The organism is Bordetella genomosp. 12, assembly GCF_002261355.1.
Lineage (GTDB): Bacteria > Pseudomonadota > Gammaproteobacteria > Burkholderiales > Burkholderiaceae_B > Bordetella.
Genome location: NZ_NEVU01000001.1, coordinates 537,907 through 557,359 on the forward strand (window position 1 = coordinate 537,907; position 19,453 = coordinate 557,359).

20 protein-coding genes are annotated in these 19,453 nt (G+C 67.0%); 13 read left to right on the forward strand and 7 right to left on the reverse strand.

What is annotated here, in order from left to right; all coding sequences use genetic code 11:
• Positions 1-154 precede the first annotated feature (154 nt).
• Genes CAL22_RS02590 through CAL22_RS02620 form a run of 7 tightly spaced genes read left to right on the forward strand, consistent with a single transcriptional unit; the run spans position 155 to position 7,879 of the window.
• Complete coding sequence (locus CAL22_RS02590; RefSeq protein WP_094810081.1) at positions 155-2,506, forward strand: bifunctional salicylyl-CoA 5-hydroxylase/oxidoreductase; 2,352 nt, start codon at positions 155-157, stop codon at positions 2,504-2,506.
• Positions 2,503-3,291 (forward strand): SDR family NAD(P)-dependent oxidoreductase, encoded by a 789-nt coding sequence (locus tag CAL22_RS02595; RefSeq protein WP_094810083.1) that lies wholly within the window; start codon positions 2,503-2,505, stop codon positions 3,289-3,291. The genes CAL22_RS02590 and CAL22_RS02595 overlap by 4 nt, the downstream gene beginning before the upstream one ends.
• A 16-nt stretch (positions 3,292-3,307) precedes the next feature.
• Positions 3,308-4,159: an enoyl-CoA hydratase family protein gene (locus CAL22_RS02600; RefSeq protein ID WP_094810085.1), complete on the forward strand. Its 852-nt coding sequence runs from the start codon at positions 3,308-3,310 to the stop codon at positions 4,157-4,159.
• Positions 4,160-4,162: 3 nt separating this feature from the next.
• Entirely contained in the window at positions 4,163-5,332 is a 1,170-nt protein-coding gene (locus CAL22_RS02605; RefSeq protein WP_094810087.1) for an acyl-CoA dehydrogenase family protein, read from the forward strand.
• Positions 5,333-5,371: 39 nt separating this feature from the next.
• Entirely contained in the window at positions 5,372-7,024 is a 1,653-nt protein-coding gene (locus CAL22_RS02610) for an AMP-binding protein (RefSeq protein WP_094810089.1), read from the forward strand.
• Complete coding sequence (locus CAL22_RS02615) at positions 7,024-7,452, forward strand: acyl-CoA thioesterase (protein WP_094810091.1); 429 nt, start codon at positions 7,024-7,026, stop codon at positions 7,450-7,452. Before CAL22_RS02610 ends, CAL22_RS02615 begins: the two co-directional genes overlap by 1 nt.
• 22 nt (positions 7,453-7,474) lie before the next feature.
• Complete coding sequence (locus CAL22_RS02620; protein ID WP_094810093.1) at positions 7,475-7,879, forward strand: RidA family protein; 405 nt, start codon at positions 7,475-7,477, stop codon at positions 7,877-7,879.
• A 12-nt stretch (positions 7,880-7,891) separates the two neighbouring features.
• On the opposite strand, the gene CAL22_RS02625 is transcribed toward CAL22_RS02620, so the two are convergent.
• From CAL22_RS02625 to thiD, 4 genes are all read right to left on the reverse strand, one after another.
• Entirely contained in the window at positions 7,892-9,553 is a 1,662-nt protein-coding gene (locus CAL22_RS02625; protein ID WP_094810095.1) for a DUF342 domain-containing protein, read from the reverse strand.
• Between the two features lie 214 nt (positions 9,554-9,767).
• Positions 9,768-11,057, reverse strand: coding sequence for a glutamate-1-semialdehyde 2,1-aminomutase (gene hemL, locus CAL22_RS02630; protein ID WP_094810097.1), 1,290 nt, complete (start codon positions 11,055-11,057; stop codon positions 9,768-9,770).
• Positions 11,058-11,061: 4 nt separating this feature from the next.
• Positions 11,062-11,715 carry a thiamine phosphate synthase gene (thiE, locus tag CAL22_RS02635; RefSeq protein ID WP_094810099.1) on the reverse strand — a complete coding sequence of 218 codons (654 nt, stop codon included), beginning with the start codon at positions 11,713-11,715 and terminating at the stop codon, positions 11,062-11,064.
• On the reverse strand, positions 11,712-12,566 hold the full coding sequence (gene thiD, locus CAL22_RS02640) for a bifunctional hydroxymethylpyrimidine kinase/phosphomethylpyrimidine kinase (protein WP_094810101.1): 855 nt from the start codon (positions 12,564-12,566) through the stop codon (positions 11,712-11,714). The genes thiE and thiD overlap by 4 nt, the downstream gene beginning before the upstream one ends.
• A 105-nt stretch (positions 12,567-12,671) precedes the next feature.
• On the opposite strand from thiD, the gene CAL22_RS02645 reads away from it, so the two are divergent.
• The 6 genes from CAL22_RS02645 to CAL22_RS02675 all read left to right on the forward strand — a co-directional run bounded on the left by CAL22_RS02645 (position 12,672) and on the right by CAL22_RS02675 (position 16,592).
• A complete protein-coding gene (locus CAL22_RS02645; protein WP_003814980.1) occupies positions 12,672-12,836 on the forward strand; it encodes a rubredoxin in 165 nt (54 codons plus the stop codon).
• A gap of 62 nt (positions 12,837-12,898) precedes the next feature.
• Entirely contained in the window at positions 12,899-13,498 is a 600-nt protein-coding gene (locus tag CAL22_RS02650) for a YqgE/AlgH family protein (protein ID WP_094810103.1), read from the forward strand.
• Positions 13,491-13,886: a Holliday junction resolvase RuvX gene (ruvX, locus tag CAL22_RS02655; RefSeq protein ID WP_094810105.1), complete on the forward strand. Its 396-nt coding sequence runs from the start codon at positions 13,491-13,493 to the stop codon at positions 13,884-13,886. The genes CAL22_RS02650 and ruvX overlap by 8 nt, the downstream gene beginning before the upstream one ends.
• Before the next feature lie 5 nt (positions 13,887-13,891).
• Positions 13,892-14,659 (forward strand): aspartate carbamoyltransferase, encoded by a 768-nt coding sequence (locus CAL22_RS21245; protein WP_244193763.1) that lies wholly within the window; start codon positions 13,892-13,894, stop codon positions 14,657-14,659.
• On the forward strand, positions 14,656-15,855 hold the full coding sequence (locus CAL22_RS02670) for a dihydroorotase (RefSeq protein ID WP_094810109.1): 1,200 nt from the start codon (positions 14,656-14,658) through the stop codon (positions 15,853-15,855). Before CAL22_RS21245 ends, CAL22_RS02670 begins: the two co-directional genes overlap by 4 nt.
• A complete protein-coding gene (locus tag CAL22_RS02675; RefSeq protein WP_094810111.1) occupies positions 15,852-16,592 on the forward strand; it encodes a lysophospholipid acyltransferase family protein in 741 nt (246 codons plus the stop codon). Before CAL22_RS02670 ends, CAL22_RS02675 begins: the two co-directional genes overlap by 4 nt.
• 4 nt (positions 16,593-16,596) lie before the next feature.
• Here CAL22_RS02675 and CAL22_RS02680 read toward each other — a convergent pair whose 3' ends face one another.
• The 3 genes from CAL22_RS02680 to mtgA form a co-directional block, all read right to left on the reverse strand.
• On the reverse strand, positions 16,597-17,433 hold the full coding sequence (locus tag CAL22_RS02680; RefSeq protein ID WP_244193764.1) for a symmetrical bis(5'-nucleosyl)-tetraphosphatase: 837 nt from the start codon (positions 17,431-17,433) through the stop codon (positions 16,597-16,599).
• Positions 17,434-17,480: 47 nt separating this feature from the next.
• A complete protein-coding gene (gene lptG / locus CAL22_RS02685) occupies positions 17,481-18,644 on the reverse strand; it encodes an LPS export ABC transporter permease LptG (RefSeq protein ID WP_094810115.1) in 1,164 nt (387 codons plus the stop codon).
• Positions 18,645-18,730: 86 nt separating this feature from the next.
• Positions 18,731-19,447, reverse strand: coding sequence for a monofunctional biosynthetic peptidoglycan transglycosylase (gene mtgA / locus CAL22_RS02690; protein WP_094810117.1), 717 nt, complete (start codon positions 19,445-19,447; stop codon positions 18,731-18,733).
• Positions 19,448-19,453: the final 6 nt, after the last annotated feature.

Sequence of the window (19,453 nt, forward strand, 5' to 3'; positions counted from 1 at the left end):
CCGCGGGCCTGGGCAAGGCCTGTCCCTGATTCTCTCTCCGGGGATTTCCCCCACTGGCGCCGGCTGCCCTTTGCGGTATATATTTCAAGCCTAAACTATCAAGGCCTAAAAATCTGTGTCGCCCTGGCGGGCAGGGCGCAAGGAGCGAGAGGCAATGAAGATCGTATGCTTGGGCGGCGGTCCCGCCGGTCTGTATTTCGGCCTGCTGATGAAGTTGCGCCATCCGGACAATGACGTCACGGTGATCGAGCGCAACCGGCCCTATGACACCTTCGGGTGGGGCGTCGTGTTCTCCGACGCGACGATGGAGAACCTGCGCCAGGCCGATCCGGTCTCCGCTCGCACCATCAGTGATGCCTTCAATCACTGGGACGACATCGATATCCACTTCAAAGGCCAGACGGTGCGCAGCGGCGGGCATGGCTTTATCGGCATCGGCCGCAAGCACCTGCTCAACATCCTGCAGGCACGCTGCGAAGAGGTCGGCGTGAAGCTGGTGTTCGAGACGCTGGTACAGGACGATCAGGAGATTGCCCGCCAATACGATGCCGATCTGGTCATCGCCTCGGACGGCATCAACAGCGTGGTGCGTGGCCGTTACGCCGCGACCTTCCAACCCGACATCGATCAGCGGCGCTGCCGGTTCGTGTGGCTGGGCACGCGCAAAGTTTTCGACGCGTTCACCTTTGCTTTCGTGCAGACCGAGCATGGTTGGTTTCAGGCGCATGCCTACCGTTTCGAGGATGGGCTGTCGACGTTCATCGTCGAGACTCCCGAGGAAACGTGGCAGGCCGCCGGCATCGATAAGATGAGCCAGGAGGACGGCATTGCCTATTGCGAGCAACTGTTCGCGCCGTGGCTGGACGGCAATCCCCTGATCAGCAACGCCACCCATTTGCGCGGCTCGGCCATCTGGATCCGCTTCCCCCGCGTGATCTGCGACCATTGGGTGCATTGGAATACCCTGGAGACCGCGCGCGGGCTGCGCGATGTGCCGGTCGTCCTGATGGGCGACGCCGCGCACACCGCGCATTTCTCCATCGGCTCGGGCACCAAGCTGGCGCTCGAAGACGCAATCGAGCTGGCGCGCTGCATGGATGCTGCACCCGGCAATCTGCCGGGCGCGCTCAAGCAATACGAGGCCGTGCGCAGCGTCGAGGTGCTGAAGATCCAGAATGCTGCCCGCAACTCGACCGAATGGTTCGAGAACGTGGCCCGCTATGCCGACCTGCCGGCGGAGCAGTTTGCCTACTCGCTGCTGACGCGCTCGCAGCGGATTTCGCACGAGAACCTGCGGTTGAGGGATGCCGCCTGGCTGCAGGGTTATGAGGGCTGGCTGGCCGCGCAGGCTGGCCTGACGGTGCGCGAGGACGTGCGTCCGCCTTTGCCCATGCTGACCCCCTATCAAGCGCGGTCGGTGACGCTGCCCAACCGCATCGTGGTCTCGCCCATGGCCATGTACTCCTGCCAGGACGGTGTGCCGGGTGACTTTCACCTGGTGCATCTGGGCGCGCGCGCCATGGGCGGGGCGGGCATGGTCATGGTCGAAATGACCTGCCCCTCGCCGCAGGCGCGCATCACCCCGGGTTGTCCTGGGTTGTGGAACGACACGCAGGCTCAGGCTTTCGCGCGTATCGTGGACTTCGTGCACGCCAATAGCCCGGCTCGCATCGGCATCCAGCTGGGCCACGCGGGCCGCAAGGGCTCGACCCAACTGGGTTGGCAGCGGATGGATCATCCTTTGCCCGAGGACAACTGGCCGCTGTTGTCGGCCTCGCCGCTGCCCTATCTGCCTGGGGTGTCTCAAGTGCCGCGCGAGATGACGCGGGCCGACATGGACGAGGTGCGCGAGACCTTCGTGGCGGCCGCCGAGCGGGCGGCGCAGGCCGGTTTCGACTGGCTGGAACTGCATTGCGCCCACGGTTATCTGCTGTCGAGCTTCATTTCGCCGCTGACCAATCAGCGCAGCGACGAGTACGGCGGCAGTCTGGAGAACCGCTTGCGCTATCCGCTCGAAGTGTTCCGTGCCGTGCGGGCCGTGTGGCCGCAGGACAAACCCATGTCGGTACGGATTTCGGCGCACGACTGGGTCGACGGCGGCATCGACGCCGACGCGGCGGTGGCGATTGCGCGCCGCTTCAAGGAGGCCGGCGCCGATATGATCGACTGCTCCTCGGGACAGGTGAGCCCGGATCAGAAACCGGTTTATGGCCGCATGTACCAGACCCCGTTCGCCGATCGGGTGCGCAATGAGGCCGGCATTCCTACCCTGGCCGTGGGCGCGATCTTCGAGGCCGATCACGCCAACGGCATCATCGCCTCGGGCCGCGCCGACCTGTGCGCCTTGGGGCGTCCGCATCTGGCCGACGCGGCCTGGACGCTGCGCGAGGCCGCGCGCGTGGGCTATCGCGACACCGCATGGCCGCCACAGTATGTGGCGGGTAAACGCCAGCTCGAGACCAATTTTGAACGCGCCGCCAGCATGGCGCCCGGGGAGGCGAAATGACCGCTGCGACGGAATTGCAGGGGCGCCACGCCCTGGTGACGGGCGGCGCCCGCGGCATCGGGCTGGCCTGCGTGCGGGCACTGGCCGCCCGGGGGGCGGCCGTCACCCTGCTGGGGCGCAATGCGCAGACCTTGCAGGAAGTGAGCCGCCAACTGGCCGCCGAGGGGCTCGCGGTCGCGGCCGTGGCGGCCGATATCGCGCGCCCCGAGGACGTGGCCGTGGCGTTCGCCCAAGCCCGTGCGGCGCACGGGCCCATCCAGATTCTGGTCAATAACGCCGGCCAGGCCGTGAGCGAACGCTTCGAGCGGACGTCGGCCGACGTGTGGGAACAGATGCTGCAGGTCAATCTCAGCGGAACCTTCCACTGCACCCAGGCGGCGTTGCCGGACATGCTGCAGGGCGGATGGGGGCGCGTCATCAATGTGGCCAGCACCGCGGGCCTGATCGGCTATGGCTATGTCACGGCCTATTGCGCGGCCAAGCATGGCGTGGTGGGGCTGACGCGCGCGCTGGCGCAGGAGGTCGCGCGCAAAGGCGTGACGGTCAATGCGGTGTGCCCGGGCTACACCGAGACGGACATCGTGCGCGAGGCCGTGGGAAACATCATGAAAAAGACCGGTATGGATGAAGCCGCCGCCCGCGCGCGGCTGGCCGAACGCAATCCCCAGGGCCGGCTGGTCTCGGCCGATGAGGTCGCCGCGACGGTGGCCTGGCTGGCACTGCCGGCCAGCGCGTCGGTCAATGGGCAGGCCATCGCGGTCGATGGCGGCGAAGCCGCCGCCTGAACAATAAGGAGACAGCATGACGAGCGAGGCACACAGCATGAAGCACCATCACCAACCTTGGGCTGGCTACCAGCCGCGGCATTTCCGCTGGGAAGTCAGTGCCGACGGTAAGGTGGGCAGCATCACGCTCAATCGGCCCGAACGCAAGAACCCGTTGACCTTCGACTCCTACGCCGAGCTGCGTGACCTCTTCCGTGGCCTGGTGTATGCCAACGACATCAAGGTGGTGCTGCTGGCCGGCGCGGGCGGGAACTTCTGCTCGGGCGGCGATGTGCATGAAATCATCGGGCCGCTCACGCGCATGAGCATGCCGGAGCTGCTGGCATTCACGCGCATGACGGGCGATCTGGTCAAGGCCATGCGCGCCTGCCCGCAGCCCATCGTGGCCGCGGTCGACGGCGTGTGCGCCGGGGCGGGCGCCATGATGGCCCTGGCCGCCGATATGCGGCTGGGCACGCCCGAGACGCGCACGGCGTTTCTCTTTACCCGGGTCGGGCTGGCCGGCGCGGATATGGGGGCATGCACCTTGTTGCCGCGCATGATCGGGCAGGGCCGCGCCTCCGATCTGCTGTATACGGGCCGCGCCATGAGCGCCGAGGAGGGGTTGGCCTGGGGCTTTTTCAATGCCCTGCATGCGCCGCAGGCCTTGCACGAGGCCGGCGCGCAACTGGCCGCGCAGTTGGCCGCCGGGCCGACGTTTGCCCACGGCATGACCAAAAAGCTGCTGCATCAGGAGTGGAACATGGGGCTGGACGAAGCCATCGAGGCCGAAGCCCAGGCGCAGGCCATCTGCATGCAGACCCACGATTTCCGGCGCGCCTACGAGGCCTTCGTGGCCAAGCGCAAACCCGTCTTCGAGGGAGATTGAGCCGTGCCCGATACGAGCTGGATGAACTGGCCCTTCTTTGAGTCGTGGCATGCGGACATGGCGCGCGAACTGGATGCCTGGTGCGCCAGCGAGCTGCCGGGTATCGATCATCACGACACCGATGCGGCCTGCCGCCAGTTGGTGGCGGCCCTGGGGCAGGCGGGTTGGTTGCGCTATTGCGTGCCGGCGGGGCCCGGCGGCGCCTGGGGCGGCAAGCTGCCGGATGTGGATTCGCGTGCGGTGTGCATTCTGCGCGAGACCCTGGCGCGCCATGAGGGGCTGGCCGACTTCGCGCTGGCCATGCAGGGGCTGGGCAGCGGGGCGATTTCGCTCATGGGCTCGGCCGAGCTGCGCGAACGCTATTTGCCGCGCGTCGCGCGCGGCCAGGCGATTGCGGCCTTTGCGTTGTCCGAGCCAGATGCGGGCTCGGATGTGGCGGCCTTGCAGTGTTCGGCCCGGCTGGAGGGCGACAGCTATGTGCTCGACGGCAGCAAAACCTGGATCTCCAACGGCGGCATCGCGGATTTCTATTGTGTGTTCGCGCGCACCGGCGAAGCGCCTGGCGCGCGCGGGATCAGTGCCTTCGTGGTCGATGCCGATACGCCGGGGCTGCGTATCGCCGAGCGCATCGACCTGATGGCGCCGCACCCCTTGGCCACGCTCTCTTTCGAGGACTGCCGCATCCCGGCGGCGCATCGGCTGGGCGAGGCGGGGCAGGGATTCAAGCTGGCCATGATGACGCTGGATATTTTCCGCGCGTCGGTGGCGGCTGCGGCCCTGGGGTTCGCGCGCCGCGCGCTGGACGAAGGCCTGCAGCGGGCCCGTTCGCGCCGCATGTTCGGCCAGGCGCTGGCCGATCTGCAACTGACGCAGGCCGCGCTGGGCGACATGGCTTGCGCCATCGACGGCGCGGCCCTGCTGACTTATCGCGCCGCCTGGACGCGCGACGTGCGCCGGGAACGCAGCACCCGCGAAGCGGCCATGGCCAAGATGGCGGCGACCGAATCAGCGCAGCAGGTGATCGACCGCGCGCTGCAGATGTTCGGCGGCGCGGGGGTGGTCAGCGGCCAGCCGGTCGAGAAGCTGTATCGGGAAATCAGAGCGTTGCGCATCTACGAAGGCGCCACCGAAGTGCAGAAGTTGATCATTGCCCGGGAACTGTTGAAAAACTGATTCCGGTGGACTCGACACTTATAGCGACAGGGGAACACCATGGAAGTATCGGCGCACACGGACACCTTCGCCCGCGACAATCTACCGCCGCCCGAGCAATGGCCTGAGTTATTGCTCGACGGACCTGACACCCAGTATCCGGCGCGGCTCAATTGCGCCGTCGAACTGGTCGACGCCATGGTGCGCCAGGGCCAGGGCGAGCGCATCGCCCTGCGCTGGCCGGAACCGGGCGGCCAGGGCAGCATGAGCTATGCGGGATTGCAGGCGCTGACCAATCGCATCGCGCGCGTGCTGGTGGAGGATATGAAGCTGGAGGCGGGCAATCGCGTTTTGCTGCGAGGGCCCAACAATCCCATGATGGCGGCGGCCTGGCTGGGCGCCATCAAGGCCGGACTGGTCACCGTGCCCACCATGCCCTTGCTGCGCGCCAAGGAGCTCAAGCAGATCATCGACAAGGCGCAGATCCAGGCCATGTTGTGTGACGCCCGGCTTCAGGACGAGGCACGGGACTGCCAGGATGCCGCCAGCGAGTACTTCTGCCCCACGCTCAGGCAGATCATGCTGTTCAACGACGATGCGCCGCAGGCGCTGGACAGCCTGGCCGCGGGCAAGCCGGCGGATTTTCAGGCTTGCGATACGGCCGCCGACGATGTCTGCCTGATCGCTTTTACCAGCGGCACGACCGGCGCGCCCAAAGGGTGCATGCATTTTCAGCGCGACGTGCTGGCGATGTGCGATCTGTTTCCGCGCCATGTGCTCAAGCCCGGGCCGGACGATATTTTCTGCGGCACTCCGCCTCTGGCTTTCACCTTTGGCCTGGGCGGCTTGTTGTGCTTTCCGCTGCGCGTAGGGGCCAGCACCGTGCTGGCCGAGAAACTCACGCCCGAATCCCTGCTGCAGCTGATTCAGGATTTCCGCGCGACCGTCGTGTTCACGGCGCCGACCTTCTACCGCCAGATGGCGCCGCTGGCGAGCCGGTTTCGCCTGCAAAGCCTGCGCAAGAGCGTATCGGCCGGCGAGGCGCTGCCCGATGCCACGCGGCAGCTCTGGAAGCGGGCCACGGGCATCGAGATGATCGATGGCATCGGCGGGACCGAGATGATCCATGTCTTTGTCTCCAGCCCGTCCGAGTCCGTGCGGCGCGGCGCCATCGGCCAGGTCGTGCCGGGCTATATCGCCCAGGTGGTCGATGACGCGATGCAGCCCGTACCCCATGGCACGCCGGGCCGCCTGGCGGTCAAGGGGCCGACCGGATGCCGCTATCTGGCCGATGCGCGGCAGATGAAGTTCGTGCAGCAAGGCTGGAATCTTCCCGGCGACACCTTTGTGCAGGATGCCGATGGCTATTTGTATTACCAGGCGCGCAACGACGACATGATCATCTCGGCGGGCTATAACATCGCCGGCCCCGAGGTCGAGGATGCGCTCATGCGGCACGAGGCCGTGGCCGAGTGCGGCGTGGTCGGCATGCCCGACGACGAGCGCGGTCAGGTGGTCGCCGCCTACGTGGTGCTCAAGCCCGGCTGCGAGGAGACACCGCAGCTGGCCGCGGCGCTGCAGGCCTACGTCAAGGAAAGCATCGCGCCCTATAAATACCCGCGCGTGATCCGCTTCGTCGTGACGCTGCCGCGCACCGAAACCGGCAAACTGCAGCGGTTCGTGCTGCGGCAGCTGGCTTCGGGAGGACGTTGATGGGCCAGCCCTATGTCAGCGAGGTGGAGATACGGTTCCGGCATTGCGACCCCGCCGGCATCGTCTTCTATCCCCGCTACTTCGAGATGATCAACGACTTCATCGAAGCCTGGTTCGAGACAGGCTTGGGCTTGAGCTTTCACACGCTGCATACGGAGCGCGGCATCGGCACGCCGACCGCATCCGTGCAGTGTGATTTCAAGTTGCCCAGCCGCTGGGGGGAGCGCCTGCGCCAGGTGTTGGCGTTGCGGCACATCGGCGGCTCGTCCCTGCAGCTGCAGGTGCGCTTCGAGGGGCAGGACGGACAGACCCGGCTGAGCGCGCAGGTGACCATCGTCACCGTCGATCTGGCGCGCATGCGCGCCATCGCTTTGCCGGACGATTTGCGCGCGCGGATGCAGGCGTTTCTGCTGCCCGCGCAGGCATGAAAAACCAAAGGAAGAGACTGACATGAAGATTCTGCAACCGCCGGACTGGCTCGCGCCGCGCGGCTATTCCAATGGCATGATGACCGAGATGACCGTCGGCTCGCGCCTGCTTTTCGTGGGCGGCCAGATAGGCTGGAACGGCCAGCAGGTCTTCGAGACCGACGATTTCGCGCTGCAAGTGCGCCAGACACTGGAGAACATCGTCGCCATCCTGAAAGAGGGCGGCGCGGGCCCGCAGCACATCGTGCGCATGACCTGGTATGTCAAGGACAAGGATGAGTACGTGGCGGCCTATCCGGAGATCGGCAAGCATTACCGCGAGGTCATTGGCCGGTACTTCCCGGCCATGACCGCCGTCGAGGTGGCGGATCTGGTCGAAGCGCGGGCCAAGGTGGAAATCGAAGTGACGGCGGTGGTGCAGGGCTGACCCCGCCCGGGGTCAGCGGATCTGCACCAGGCCGGTCTCGGTGTCGAGCGCGGCCTGGCCGGCCGGCAAGTCCTCAAGGATGTCGAGCACCTTGCCGTTGATGCGCAGCAGCGCGCCGCAGCAGAAGCGGCGGTGCGCCGCGATCGTGGCGCTGCCCAATGGCTGCAGGACTTCGTTCAGGCGCTCTTCTTCGCTTTCGAGCAGATTCAGATCGTCGATCACGCGCGCATAGGTGCTTCTGGCCCGGTCGCCCATGCCGTTGATGTTCTTGGCGGGGTTGCCGTGCAGGAAGACGATGAGTTTTTCCAGTTTGCCCTGTTCTTCCTGCAGCGTGGCGCGGCGCTGACGCAACGCGGCGCGTTTGGCCTCGCCATGTGGATGCAGGCCCACGCTGACAGTGGTCGGAATCCCGGCCAGCGATCCGATGGTGCCGGCATGCACGGACTTGGTGGCATGGGTCTCGCCACCGGTGATCACCCCCAGGCTGGATTTGGCCGGGCCCACGGTGACGCTTTCGCCGGCATAGAGCCGGCTTTGGCGCACTTCGCGCTCGGCGGCGATATTGCGTTCGGCGTTGACGACGGCGTTCTCGATGAAGCGTGCTTTGACCGATCCGCCCGCGCTGAGCTGCGCCGTGCGTACCTGGGCGGGTTGCGCCGTGCTGATCTGGCCGCGCAAGACGGGCTGGCGCACCGTGGCCAGGCCGATGACGCCGCCGTTGACGCTGATGTTGCCGCCGGCCTGTACCTGGGCGGCTTCGATCGTGCCGTTGACCACCACGTCGCCGCTGACCCGCACTTCCATCCCGGCGGTGATATCGCCCCGCACCTTGAGGGTGCCGTCGAAAATGATGTTGCCGGTCGACAGATCCACGCGGTCGACCTCCACCAGGGAATTGACCAGTACGCCCTGAGGGACCACCATCGGCGAGCCAGACTGAGCCGCGCGCAGCAGACAGGGATCATTCTCGTCGACCGTCACGCCGGTGAGATTGCGCGCAAACTGCGTGTCCGGTATGTGGGCGGGCGGCACCGATTCGCCCAGCACGTTCAGGCCGGGCTTGCCCTGCACTGCCGGGATGCGGCGCATCAGCGGCGTGCCCGGCGCGACCAGCGTCAGATTACCCAGTTCGCGGTAGTCGACCAGGGCATTGTCGTCATCCTCCGATTGGCGTGTTTTGAGCGCATCGAGCAGGCTTTCGAAATGGGCGGGCGTGCCCTTGGTCGGCGGGGTGCCCTGGGCGATCATGGCGGTATTGGTGCGCCGGTCGGCCACGGCATGCTGGATGGCGTCTTCGCGCACGCCATAGACCACCCCCACTTCCAGCAAATGCGCCTGCACGTCGCCCAGCGTTACCCGGCGCCCGCCGCGCGGCGGGCTGACGGCCAGCACCGCCGCCATGCGGTCGGGCGAGAGCTCCAGTTCGAAGCTGCCGTCGCGCACCTCGCCCACGGAGGCCAGAACCGGCTCTCGGGCTTCGCGGCAGGCTTCGATGAAGTTCACCGCGCTGGCGTGGTCCAGCGCTTCCGTGCCCCAGCCCTGAGCCTGGGCCAGGCTGGTCAATGCGGTCCAGGTGGGCGGGTCGGCCGCTTGCTCGGCGGGGCTGTAGCTGGCGATGAGGGCGCGCGTGCTCTCGTCCAGTTCGAGACGAAAAGCGGGTTCGGCAGGCGGCATGTCTTTTCCCCTAGATGGCGCGGGTTCCGGGCCGCAATGCGTGGCGGGATAAGCGCTCTTGCTGAGTAATAACTAGAAATATAAAGACATATTAAGCGATGTGACCGGCGTAGTCAGGCGCTTTTTTATCGGGGTTTTCATGGCCCTGTCATGCCGCCGGCGTAAAAAAATGCCCCCGGCCAAAGGCCGGGGGCAAGGTCATCAAGGGGCGTGTTCAGGCGGGTTGCTTGATCGCTTTGAACACGGCTTCGGCATGGTCGAGCGTGGTTTGCAGCACGGCGTCGTCATGCGCGGCCGAGACGAAGCCCGCTTCGAAGGCCGAGGGCGCGAAATGCACGCCGCGATCCAGCATGGCATGGAAGAAGCGCTTGAAGGCCTGGGTGTCGGCGGTCGAGACTTCGGCGAAGGTGGCGGGTACGCTGGGCATGAAATACAGGCCGAACATACCGCCGATGGCATCGGCGCTGAAGGGCACGCCGGCCGCCCGGGCGCGTTCGGCCAGGCCCTGGGCCAGGCGCTGCGTGCGTGCCGACAGGTCTTCATAAAAGCCCGGTTGGGCGATCAGGCGCAGCGTGGCCAGGCCCGCGGCCACGGCCACCGGGTTGCCGGACAGCGTGCCGGCCTGATAGACGCCGCCCAGCGGTGCGATATGGCGCATGAGTTCGGCGCTGCCGCCGAAGGCGCCGACAGGCATGCCGCCGCCGATGACCTTGGCCAGCGTGGTGAGATCCGGCTTGATACCGGTCAGCCCCTGCACGCCTTGCGGCCCGACCCGGAATCCGGTCATGACTTCGTCGAAAATCAGCACGCTGCCGTGTTGGGTGCACAGATCGCGCAGACCCTGCAGAAAACCGGCTGCGGGCTTGATGAGGTTCATGTTGCCGGCCACGGGCTCGACGATGATGCAGGCGATGTCGGCGCCGTGCTCGGCGAAGGCCGTCTGCACGGCGGGCAGGTTGTTGTAGTCCAGCGTGATGGTGTGGGAGACGAACTCGGGCGGCACACCAGCCGAACTCGGATTGCCCAGTGTGAGCAGACCGGAGCCGGCCTTGACCAGCAGGCTGTCGGAATGGCCGTGATAGCAGCCCTCGAACTTGATGATCTTGTTGCGTCCGGTGGCGCCGCGCGCCAGGCGGATGGCGGTCATGGTGGCTTCGGTACCGGAGCTGACCAGGCGGACCTGTTCCATGGACGGCAGGCGCTGGATCAGCAGTTCCGCCAGTTCGATTTCGGCTTCGGTCGGCGCGCCGAAGGACAGCCCGCCGGTGGCCGCCTCTTGCACGGCGCGCACCACTTCGGGATGCGCGTGGCCCAGGATGGCCGGTCCCCAGGAGCCGATGTAATCGATGTACTGCTTGCCTTCGGCGTCCCAGATGTGCGGGCCCAGTGCGCGCTTGATAAAGCGCGGGGTGCCGCCCACCGAACGGAAGGCTCGCACGGGCGAGTTCACGCCGCCGGGGATGCTGCGGCAGGCGCGTTCGAAGAGTTCAGCGTTTTGGGACATGGCTCTAACCTCGGGAAGAAGTGAAAGGGGCGGCGCAGGCCCGGGCCGCGGCGCGGATGTCGGGCGCTTCGAACAGCCCGGTGATGACCGCGATGCTGTCGGCGCCCGCATGGGCGAGCTGCCCGGCATTGGCGGGCGTGATGCCGCCAATGGCGACCACCGCCGGCCGCGGCTGGCCGTGCGCGCGCGTGAGCGCAGCGGCTTCGGTCAGCAGCGTCAGCGGGGCGTGCACGGCTTCGGGTTTGGTGGTGGAGGGAAACATCGCGCCGAAGGCGACGTAGTCGGCGCCCTGATCCAGCAAGCCGCGTGCGCGGTCCAGATCGGCATAGCAGGACACGCCCAGAATCAGGCCCGGCGCCGCGGCGCGCACCTCGGCCAGGGTGGCATCGTCTCGGCCCAAGTGGGCGCCATCGGCGCCGGCCTGCAGCGCCGTTTGCCAATCGTCGTTGACCAGGAAGACGACGCCCAGTTCGCGGCACAGTGCGGCGAGTTCGCGCGCCTGGGCCAGGCGCACGGCCGGCGTGACGTGTTTGCGGCGCAACTGCAGGGCCCGCATGCCGCCGTCGGCGGCCTGGCGCACCGCCTGCAGCAGGCGCGCGGTGTCATCCCATTCGGGCGTCACGCCATACAGGCCGACCGGGAATCGGGTCGGGCTCATGGCTGGGGCAGCCGGTTGGGCAGCGGACGGCCCATGCCGGCCGTGAAACTGGCCGCCAACCCGCGCTCGGCATGGGCGAGGGCTTGCTCGACCGCGGCGGGGGTCTCCTGGCCGCTGGCCAGCATGGCGGCGGCGGCCGCCGCCAGCAGGCCGCCCGTGTCGCCGCTGCGCGGCGGCGGCGCCTGCCACGGCCAGCTGTAATTGCTGCCGTCCTGGCCCACCAGCACGTTGGCGACGTGGCCCGGCCGCACCGGACTGCCCAGCACCAGGGCCCATTGCGCGCCGCCGGCCAGCAGGGCGTGGGCAGGCGAGGGCGAGCCCGAGGTGTCGATGCTGCCATCGGCCTGCCATTGCGCCAGCCGCATATGCTCGACCACCACCAGGTCGGTCTGCGGCAACACGAGCTCCAGCGTGGCGGCCAGCAGTTCTTCGGCGGTGTCCTGCTCGACGGCGTCCTGGGGCATGGGCGCGCGCGGGCCCAGATGCAGCACCAGCGGCACCTGGCTGTAATCGGCGGCCAACTGGGCGACCACGCTGGCGGTTTCGGGCGAAAACATGCCCCCCACCTTGATCGCCTGCACCGGCATGTCTTCGAGCAGGCAGCGGGCCTGGTCGTCCAGCAGTTCGGGCGACACGGGATGGATGTCCTCGATGCCGGCGGTGTCCTGCACCGTCACGGCCGTGACGGTGGCCAGGCCATGACAGCCCAGTTGCGCGCAGGTCACGGCGTCGGCGGGCAGACCATCGGCGCCGGTGGGGTCCACGGGACCGAGGATGAGTACGAGAGGGGGAGTAACAGCGGTCACGGGGGGCTGGGCAGGACAGGAAGAGATGCTTTCTTTGCTTTGCATCAGACGGCATCCCGACAGGGTTTCGGTAAGATATGCCCATTCTAATGGATGCCATTCGTGCTTTGCCCCGACCGGGGCCGAGCACATCGTGAACTAGGGAGAACTATGCGTACTTGGATGTGTCTTATTTGCGGCTGGGTCTATGATGAAGAGGCTGGTCTGCCGGACGAGGGAATCGCGCCGGGCACCCGTTGGGAAGATGTGCCCCCTAATTGGGTCTGTCCGGAGTGTGGCGCCCGCAAGGAAGACTTCGAGCTGATGGAAATCTGACCCGGTCGCTGGCCTATCAGGCGGCCTGGCAGGCCGCCGCATGCAGGTTCTGGAGACCGCCAATGACTGATATTCCGCATTCCGAGGCCGACGCCGGCGCCCAGGCATCCCCCAGTGGCTTTGCCAATCAGTTCCTGATGGCCATGCCGGGGATGGTGGATGAGAACCTGGCCGGCACGGTGATCTATATCTGCGAGCACAGCGCCCGCGGCGCGCTGGGCCTGGTCATCAACCGGCCTACCGACCTGACGCTGGCCTCGCTGTTCGAACGTATCGAGCTGACCTTGGAAATCGGCCCGGTGGGCGATGCCAAGGTGTTTTTTGGCGGGCCGGTGCAGACCGACCGCGGCTTTGTGCTGCACGCGCCGGCCGGGGATTACAGTTCCAGCATCCGGATGGGGGACCTGGCCCTGACCACCTCGCGCGACGTGCTGCAGGCCGTGGCCGATGGCAATGGGCCCGCCCGCATGCTGGTGACGTTGGGCTATGCCGGCTGGGGCGCCGGCCAGCTCGAAAGCGAGATGAGCCAGAACGCCTGGCTCAACGTGGCGGCCGACCCGGCCGTCATTTTCGACGTGCCCGCCGAGGAGCGCTACCCGGCGGCCATGAAGCTGCTGGGCGTCGATCCGATCATGCTGGCCGGCGAAGCAGGCCATGCCTGAGGAAACCCTGCTGGCCTTTGATTTCGGCGAAAAGAAAATCGGCATTGCGATCGGCAATACCCTGACTCGTCAGGCGCGGCCCTTGGAGATCATCTTCTCCGAGCGCCGCGACGAACGCTTTGGCCGCATCGAACACTTGCTCAAGACCTGGCAGCCGCAGCGCGTCGTGGTCGGGCTGGCCCTGGCCACCGACGGCGGCGAACAGCCCGCCACGCAGCGTTGCCGGCGTTTTGCCAACCAATTGCACGGACGCTTCGGCCTGGCGGTGGAGCTGGTGGATGAACGCGGCTCCAGCATGGAGGCTCAGGCGGAACTGGGCACTCACGCGGCGGATGACGCCATGGCGGCGGCCATCATTCTGCAGCGTTATCTCGACCGGTTGCCTTAAGGCGTATGTTCAATCCCCAATTGAGCCCGCGCGGCGGGCTGCTGCATTTTTTGACGACCGAAGGGCTGCCCAAGCGCCTGCTCGAGCCGCTGCTGGCCGCCGAAGGCGGCCCTGGCCTGGCGGGCCGCGAGGTCTGCCTGATCGGGCCGGACTGCGCTGCCTTGCAGGCGTTCGGGCAGGCCGCAAGCGCCCTGGGGGCGCGCACCCGGCATTTGTCCGCGCCGCCCTCGGCCAGCCAGGCCGATGTGCATGTGCTGCGCTCCCCGGCCAGCGGCGCGGCGCATGCGTTGGCCGCGCAACTGCCGCGCGTGATCAACGCCGGCGACGGTTGGCACGCCCGCCCGCTGGCGGCGCTGGCCGATCTGCTCGTCATCCGCCAGGCCCGCGGCGGCTTTACCGAGTTGCGGGTCGCCTTCATCGGCGACTTTGCTTTTTCCGGGCGCGCGCGCTCCTTGGCGCATGCCCTGACCACGCTGGGCGCCCCGGAACTGCGGGCCGCGGGTCCGCGCCCACTGCTGCCTGACGGGTTGCCGCAACTCGGGCTGCGTGCCTGCGCGACGCTGGACGAAGCCCTGGATGGCGTGGATGTGGTGGTGGACCTGGGGCTGAGCGATGCGGCTTTGTCGGTGCTGCCTTCGGCCGAGGACTATGCGCGCCGCTGGACGCTGGGGCCGTTGCCCGACGGGGTGCTCACGCTCGGGCCGGTCGATCCCGCGGCCTATCAGACGGCATCGCGCGCAGTGCTGACGCACTTGATGGCGGGGGCGGCATGAAAATCCATCTGCGCGGCGGGCGCAATATCGATCCCCGCGAGGGCCGCGACGAGGTCGCCGATCTGTTTCTGGCCGATGGGCGCATCGTGGCGCGCGGGCAGGCGCCGGCAGGTTTTTGCGCCGACCGGCTCATTGACGCAGCCGGGCTGGCCGTGCTGCCCGGCCTGACCGACCTGGCCGCGCAACTCGGTCCGCACGCGCGGCAAGAGGGCCGCGCGGCGCTGGCCGGCGGCGTGGTTCGTCTGGTGCTGCCGCACGCGCCGCCGGCCGAAGCCGGCATGCCGCAATGCCTGCGCCTGGGGCCATTGCTCAGTCCGGCCGGCGGATTGTCGGCCATGGCCGGCTGGCTGGATGCAGGCTGCGTGGGGATCGCCCAGACCGACGCGCCGCTGCCGGGCAGCGGCCTGTTGTGGCGCGCCATGCAATATGCCGCCGGTCTGGACGCCACGCTCTGGCTGCGCCCGGAAGACGCCGGCCTGGCCGATGGCGGCGTGATGGCGGCGGGGGCCTATGCCACGCGCCTGGGGCTGCCGGGCATTCCTGAGCAGGCTGAAGTGTTGGCGCTGCACACCTTGTTCACCTTGCAGCGCGCCACGGGCGTGCGCCTGCATCTGTGCCGGATATCGAGCGCGGCCGGCGTGGCCTTGCTGCGGGCCGCGCGCGCCGAAGGCCTGCCGGTGACGGCCGACGTGTCCATGCATCATTTGCATCTGACCGATCTGGACATAGGCTTTTACGACAGCCGCTGCCATCTGCGCCCGCCCCTGCGCGGGCAGCGTGATCGCGAGGCGCTGGCCCAGGCGCTGGCCGATGGCATCCTGGATGCTGTGTGCTCCGACCACCGGCCGGTGAGCGCGGAGGAGAAGCGCGGTCCGTTTGGCGCCACGACGCCGGGCGCCAGCGGTGTGGAGCTGCTGTTGCCGGCCCTGCTCAAATGGGCACGCGAGCGCGGCGTGCCGCCGGTGCGGGCGCTGGCCAGCCTCACCCTGGGGCCGGCCCGGGTATTGGGCCGCGAAGCGCCCAGCCTCGAACCGGGCGCGCCGGCCGATCTGTGCGTGGTCGACCTGCAGGCCGAGTCTGCGGCCGCCGCGTCGCACAGCGGCAGCGACCAGACGCCGTTCGCGGGTATGATGCTGCCCGGCCGCGTTCACCTGACCCTGGTCGGCGGGAACATACTTTGGGAGATCCCTGCTTGAAGCTCTTGCGCTTTGTGTTGCGCGCCTTGCTGGTGCTGCCCTGGCTCTTGTTCGGGCTCTTCTGCGTCACGGTGGTGTACCGGGTGTTGTCGGGCGCCCGGCGCGCGGCACTCAACCGCTTCTGGTCGCGCTGGCTGATGCGTCTGTGCGGCGTGCGCCTGAGCATCGGCGGCCAGCCGCGCATGCAGGGGGCCGTGTTGTGGGCGGCCAATCACGTTTCCTGGATCGACATTTTCGTCGTCAATGCGGTGCGCGCCACCTCGTTCGTGGCCAAGAGCGAGATACGCAGCTGGCCGGTGATCGGTTCGCTGGCCGCCGGGGCCGGTACCCTGTTCATCGAACGCACCCAGCGGCATGCGGTGCATGCCATGGGGCAATCCATTCACGAGTGCTTTGCGCGTGGCGATGCGGTGGGCCTGTTTCCCGAAGGCACGACCACCGAAGGCTTCGAACTCAAGCCTTTTCATGCCAGCCTGTTCGAACCGGCCCGCGCCGACGGCGTAGATATCCAGCCGGTGGCCTTGCGCTACCTGCATCATGGCAAACGCAGCGGCTTTGCGGCGTTTGTCGGCGAAGAGAGCCTGGTCGCCAATCTGTGGCGGGTGCTGGGCGCCACGGGCCTGGCCGTGGAAGTGGTGTTTCTGCCGCCCGTGCCGACGGTCCGTGAAGACGGTACGCCCTACACGCGGCTGGAGCTTTCGCGCCTGACGCGCGAGGCCATTGTGACGCAGCTCTGAGGGCTTACTCGGACAGCGGATCCTGAAACTGGCGGCATTTGATCTGCACCAGTTTGCGATCCTGCAGGCGCATGGCGGTCAGCGCGCCGCCCCAGACGCAGCCGGTGTCCAGGCAGATCAGGTGCGGGCGGATCAGCAAGCCCAGCGTGGACCAGTGACCGAACACGATGGTCACGTCGCGCGTGGCGCGGCGCGGGACATCGAACCAGGGCACCAGCCCATGCGGCCAGGCGCCCGGCGCGACCTTGGTGTCGAATTCCATATGGCCGGCCGGCGTGCACAAACGCATGCGCGTCAGGGCATTGATGATCACGCGCAGGCGCTTGCCGCCCTTGTGATCTTCCTTCCAGGTGACGGGCTCGTTGCCATACATCTTCTGCAGGGCTTTCTGCCAGTTCGGGCCGCGCAGCGCGGCTTCCACCTCGCCGGCCAGCGCCAGCGTCTTTTGCACATCCCATTTGGCCAGCACGCCGGCATGCACCATCAGGTGGTCGTGGGCGTAGTGCGCCAGCGGCCGGTGGCGCAGCCAGTCGATCAGGTCTGCCGCGTCAGGCGCGTTGAGAATGTCGTTCAGCGTGTCCGAGCGCGAGGGCTTGCGCACCCCCGCGGCGGCGGCCAGCAGGTGCAGGTCATGGTTGCCCAGGATGGCCACGGCACGGTCGCCCAGGGCCATGATGCGGCGCAGTGTGGCCAGCGACTCCGGCCCGCGGTTGACCAGGTCGCCCGCGAACCAGAAACGCGCGTCGGGGTCGCCCGCGATATCGGGGTGCGCCAAGAGTTGCTGCAGCGGCGTGCAGCACCCTTGCACGTCACCAATCATCCAGATGCTGCCAGTCGTCATGCCGACGCTCATCTCCGCGTTGTGGAGTCTTCGGTAAAGGGCTGCGCTCAGGCAGCTTTGCGTTGTTGTCGATGCCGCGTGAAGGCATGCCGGTATTCCATCATGACCAGTGCGCCCAGCGCCAGTGTCATGGCGGCCGCGTTGGGCCCGAGCGCGGTCAGCCAGGGCGGCCAGCGGCTGAGCATGCCGACGTTCAGGGCCAGTTGGTTGATCATGAAGAAGGCCACGCCCATCAGAATGCCGATGAACACCTTCACGCCCACGCCGCCGCGGCGGGTCTGCATGAAGGCGATGGGCGCGGCGATGGTGATCATCACCAGCAAGGTGAAGGGATAGACGAACTTGCGCCACAGGGCGACGATCTGGCGGTCGGCCTGCAGTTGGTTGTGATGCAGATAATCGATGTAGTCCAGCAGGGTGACGGCGGACATGCGCTCGGGCGTCAGCACGCGCGCCAGCAGGCGTTCGGGGCTGAGCGTGGTGTCCAGCCGCAGGCTGGCCTGCTTGCTGACCTGGGCCGGGGGCGTGGCGGGCGGCTTGGCGTTGGCCAGGGCCTCGGCGGCCTTGTCGTCGATCCGCGTCTGCACGACATCGGTCAGGACCAGGTCGCCGCCGGCGAACTGGCCGGTGGCCGCCGTGGACAGCGATTCGAGTTCCAGATTGGGTTTGAGTTCGTACAGCGTGACATCGCGCACCTGGCCGTCGGCCAGCAGTGTCTTGATGTTGATGATGCGCGTGCCGCCGTCGCGGGTGGGTTCCTTGAACCAATAGCCGCTGTTCAGGCGGCCGCCGCCGGCCTTGCCGCGGAAAGTGAGGTCGGCCTCGCCGCTTTTGATTTCGGCGATGGGGGTGACGTACTCCGAGAGCAGGGTCGCGCCTATCATCAGCGGGATGGTGATGATCCACAGCATGCGCATCAGCCGCATGCCGCTCACGCCCGAGACGCGCAGAATGACCAGCTCGTTGCGTTGCGCCAGGCCGGCCAGCGCCAGAATGGCGCCGATCAGCAGGCCGATGGGCAGCAGATCGTACAGACGAGTGGGCAGGGCCAGCGCCTGCATATAGAGCAGGGCCAGCATGCTGAATTTGTCGCCCACGTTGTCCAGGTCATCGACCAGGGCAAAAAACGTGAACAGCCCCAGCAGGGCCAAAAGGACCACTGCACAGGAGCGATAGATCTCGCGGGCCAGATAGCGGCGGGCTGTACGCATGAATCTCGAAAACCTTCAGGGCGCTTCTTGCGGCGCGTAAAACACAAAACTTTAACAAATATGAGGCCAGGGCCGCCTGATGGCTGTTACGGAATGTCCACCATGCGCATCCGGCGCAACAGTGTCGCCGTGCGGGAGTTCAGATAACTGGTGTTTCTGTGCTTGTCGTAGTAGCGCGGATTGGGCAGCATCGCCGCCAGGCGGGCCGATTGCGACGCGCCCAGGCTGGCCGCGCTGATTCCATAGTAATGGCGCGCGGCGGCTTCCGCCCCGAACACGCCCACGCCCCATTCGGCCACATTCAGATAAAGCTCCAGAATGCGTTCCTTGGGCATGACGTGTTCGATCATATAGGTAAGCACCAGTTCCTGTCCCTTGCGCAGATAGCTGCGCGAACTGGACAGAAACAGGTTCTTGGCCAATTGCTGGGTAATCGTCGAGCCGCCCCGCAGCTTGCTGCGGCCCTCGGCCTGCTGCTCGTGGTTGTACTCCCAGGCCTTGCGGATGGCGTCCCATTCGACCCCGTCGTGCTCGGTGAAATTGGCATCCTCGGAGGCGATGACCGCCCGTTTGAGCGAGGTGTTGATCCGGTCGTAGGGAACCCAGGTGTAGCTCAGCTCGGCTTTGGGGTTGGTCTCGCGCAGGCGCGACAGCTCCTGGCGCATGATGGCGCTGCTGCCCGGATCGCGGTAGGCGTACCACACCACCATGGAAAACATCGCCAGCTCATAGATGAGCAGCAAACTGAGCAGCGCCATGAGGGCGCCGGTGACGATGCGAAACCAGGATCGGGGTCGAGCCATGCGGAT

What these genes read in the sequence shown, in the direction of transcription:
- CAL22_RS02680 (WP_244193764.1), bottom strand. Translation starts at nt 17,433, where the DNA reads ATGACGACTGGCAGCATCTGGATGATTGGTGACGTGCAAGGGTGCTGC.
- CAL22_RS02590 (WP_094810081.1), top strand. Translation starts at nt 155, where the DNA reads ATGAAGATCGTATGCTTGGGCGGCGGTCCCGCCGGTCTGTATTTCGGC.
- CAL22_RS02625 (WP_094810095.1), bottom strand. Translation starts at nt 9,553, where the DNA reads ATGCCGCCTGCCGAACCCGCTTTTCGTCTCGAACTGGACGAGAGCACG.
- CAL22_RS02620 (WP_094810093.1), top strand. Translation starts at nt 7,475, where the DNA reads ATGAAGATTCTGCAACCGCCGGACTGGCTCGCGCCGCGCGGCTATTCC.
- CAL22_RS02595 (WP_094810083.1), top strand. Translation starts at nt 2,503, where the DNA reads ATGACCGCTGCGACGGAATTGCAGGGGCGCCACGCCCTGGTGACGGGC.
- thiD (WP_094810101.1), bottom strand. Translation starts at nt 12,566, where the DNA reads ATGCAAAGCAAAGAAAGCATCTCTTCCTGTCCTGCCCAGCCCCCCGTG.
- CAL22_RS02615 (WP_094810091.1), top strand. Translation starts at nt 7,024, where the DNA reads ATGGGCCAGCCCTATGTCAGCGAGGTGGAGATACGGTTCCGGCATTGC.
- lptG (WP_094810115.1), bottom strand. Translation starts at nt 18,644, where the DNA reads ATGCGTACAGCCCGCCGCTATCTGGCCCGCGAGATCTATCGCTCCTGT.
- CAL22_RS02600 (WP_094810085.1), top strand. Translation starts at nt 3,308, where the DNA reads ATGACGAGCGAGGCACACAGCATGAAGCACCATCACCAACCTTGGGCT.
- ruvX (WP_094810105.1), top strand. Translation starts at nt 13,491, where the DNA reads ATGCCTGAGGAAACCCTGCTGGCCTTTGATTTCGGCGAAAAGAAAATC.
- mtgA (WP_094810117.1), bottom strand. Translation starts at nt 19,447, where the DNA reads ATGGCTCGACCCCGATCCTGGTTTCGCATCGTCACCGGCGCCCTCATG.
- CAL22_RS21245 (WP_244193763.1), top strand. Translation starts at nt 13,892, where the DNA reads ATGTTCAATCCCCAATTGAGCCCGCGCGGCGGGCTGCTGCATTTTTTG.
- CAL22_RS02610 (WP_094810089.1), top strand. Translation starts at nt 5,372, where the DNA reads ATGGAAGTATCGGCGCACACGGACACCTTCGCCCGCGACAATCTACCG.
- CAL22_RS02650 (WP_094810103.1), top strand. Translation starts at nt 12,899, where the DNA reads ATGACTGATATTCCGCATTCCGAGGCCGACGCCGGCGCCCAGGCATCC.
- hemL (WP_094810097.1), bottom strand. Translation starts at nt 11,057, where the DNA reads ATGTCCCAAAACGCTGAACTCTTCGAACGCGCCTGCCGCAGCATCCCC.
- CAL22_RS02670 (WP_094810109.1), top strand. Translation starts at nt 14,656, where the DNA reads ATGAAAATCCATCTGCGCGGCGGGCGCAATATCGATCCCCGCGAGGGC.
- thiE (WP_094810099.1), bottom strand. Translation starts at nt 11,715, where the DNA reads ATGAGCCCGACCCGATTCCCGGTCGGCCTGTATGGCGTGACGCCCGAA.
- CAL22_RS02645 (WP_003814980.1), top strand. Translation starts at nt 12,672, where the DNA reads ATGCGTACTTGGATGTGTCTTATTTGCGGCTGGGTCTATGATGAAGAG.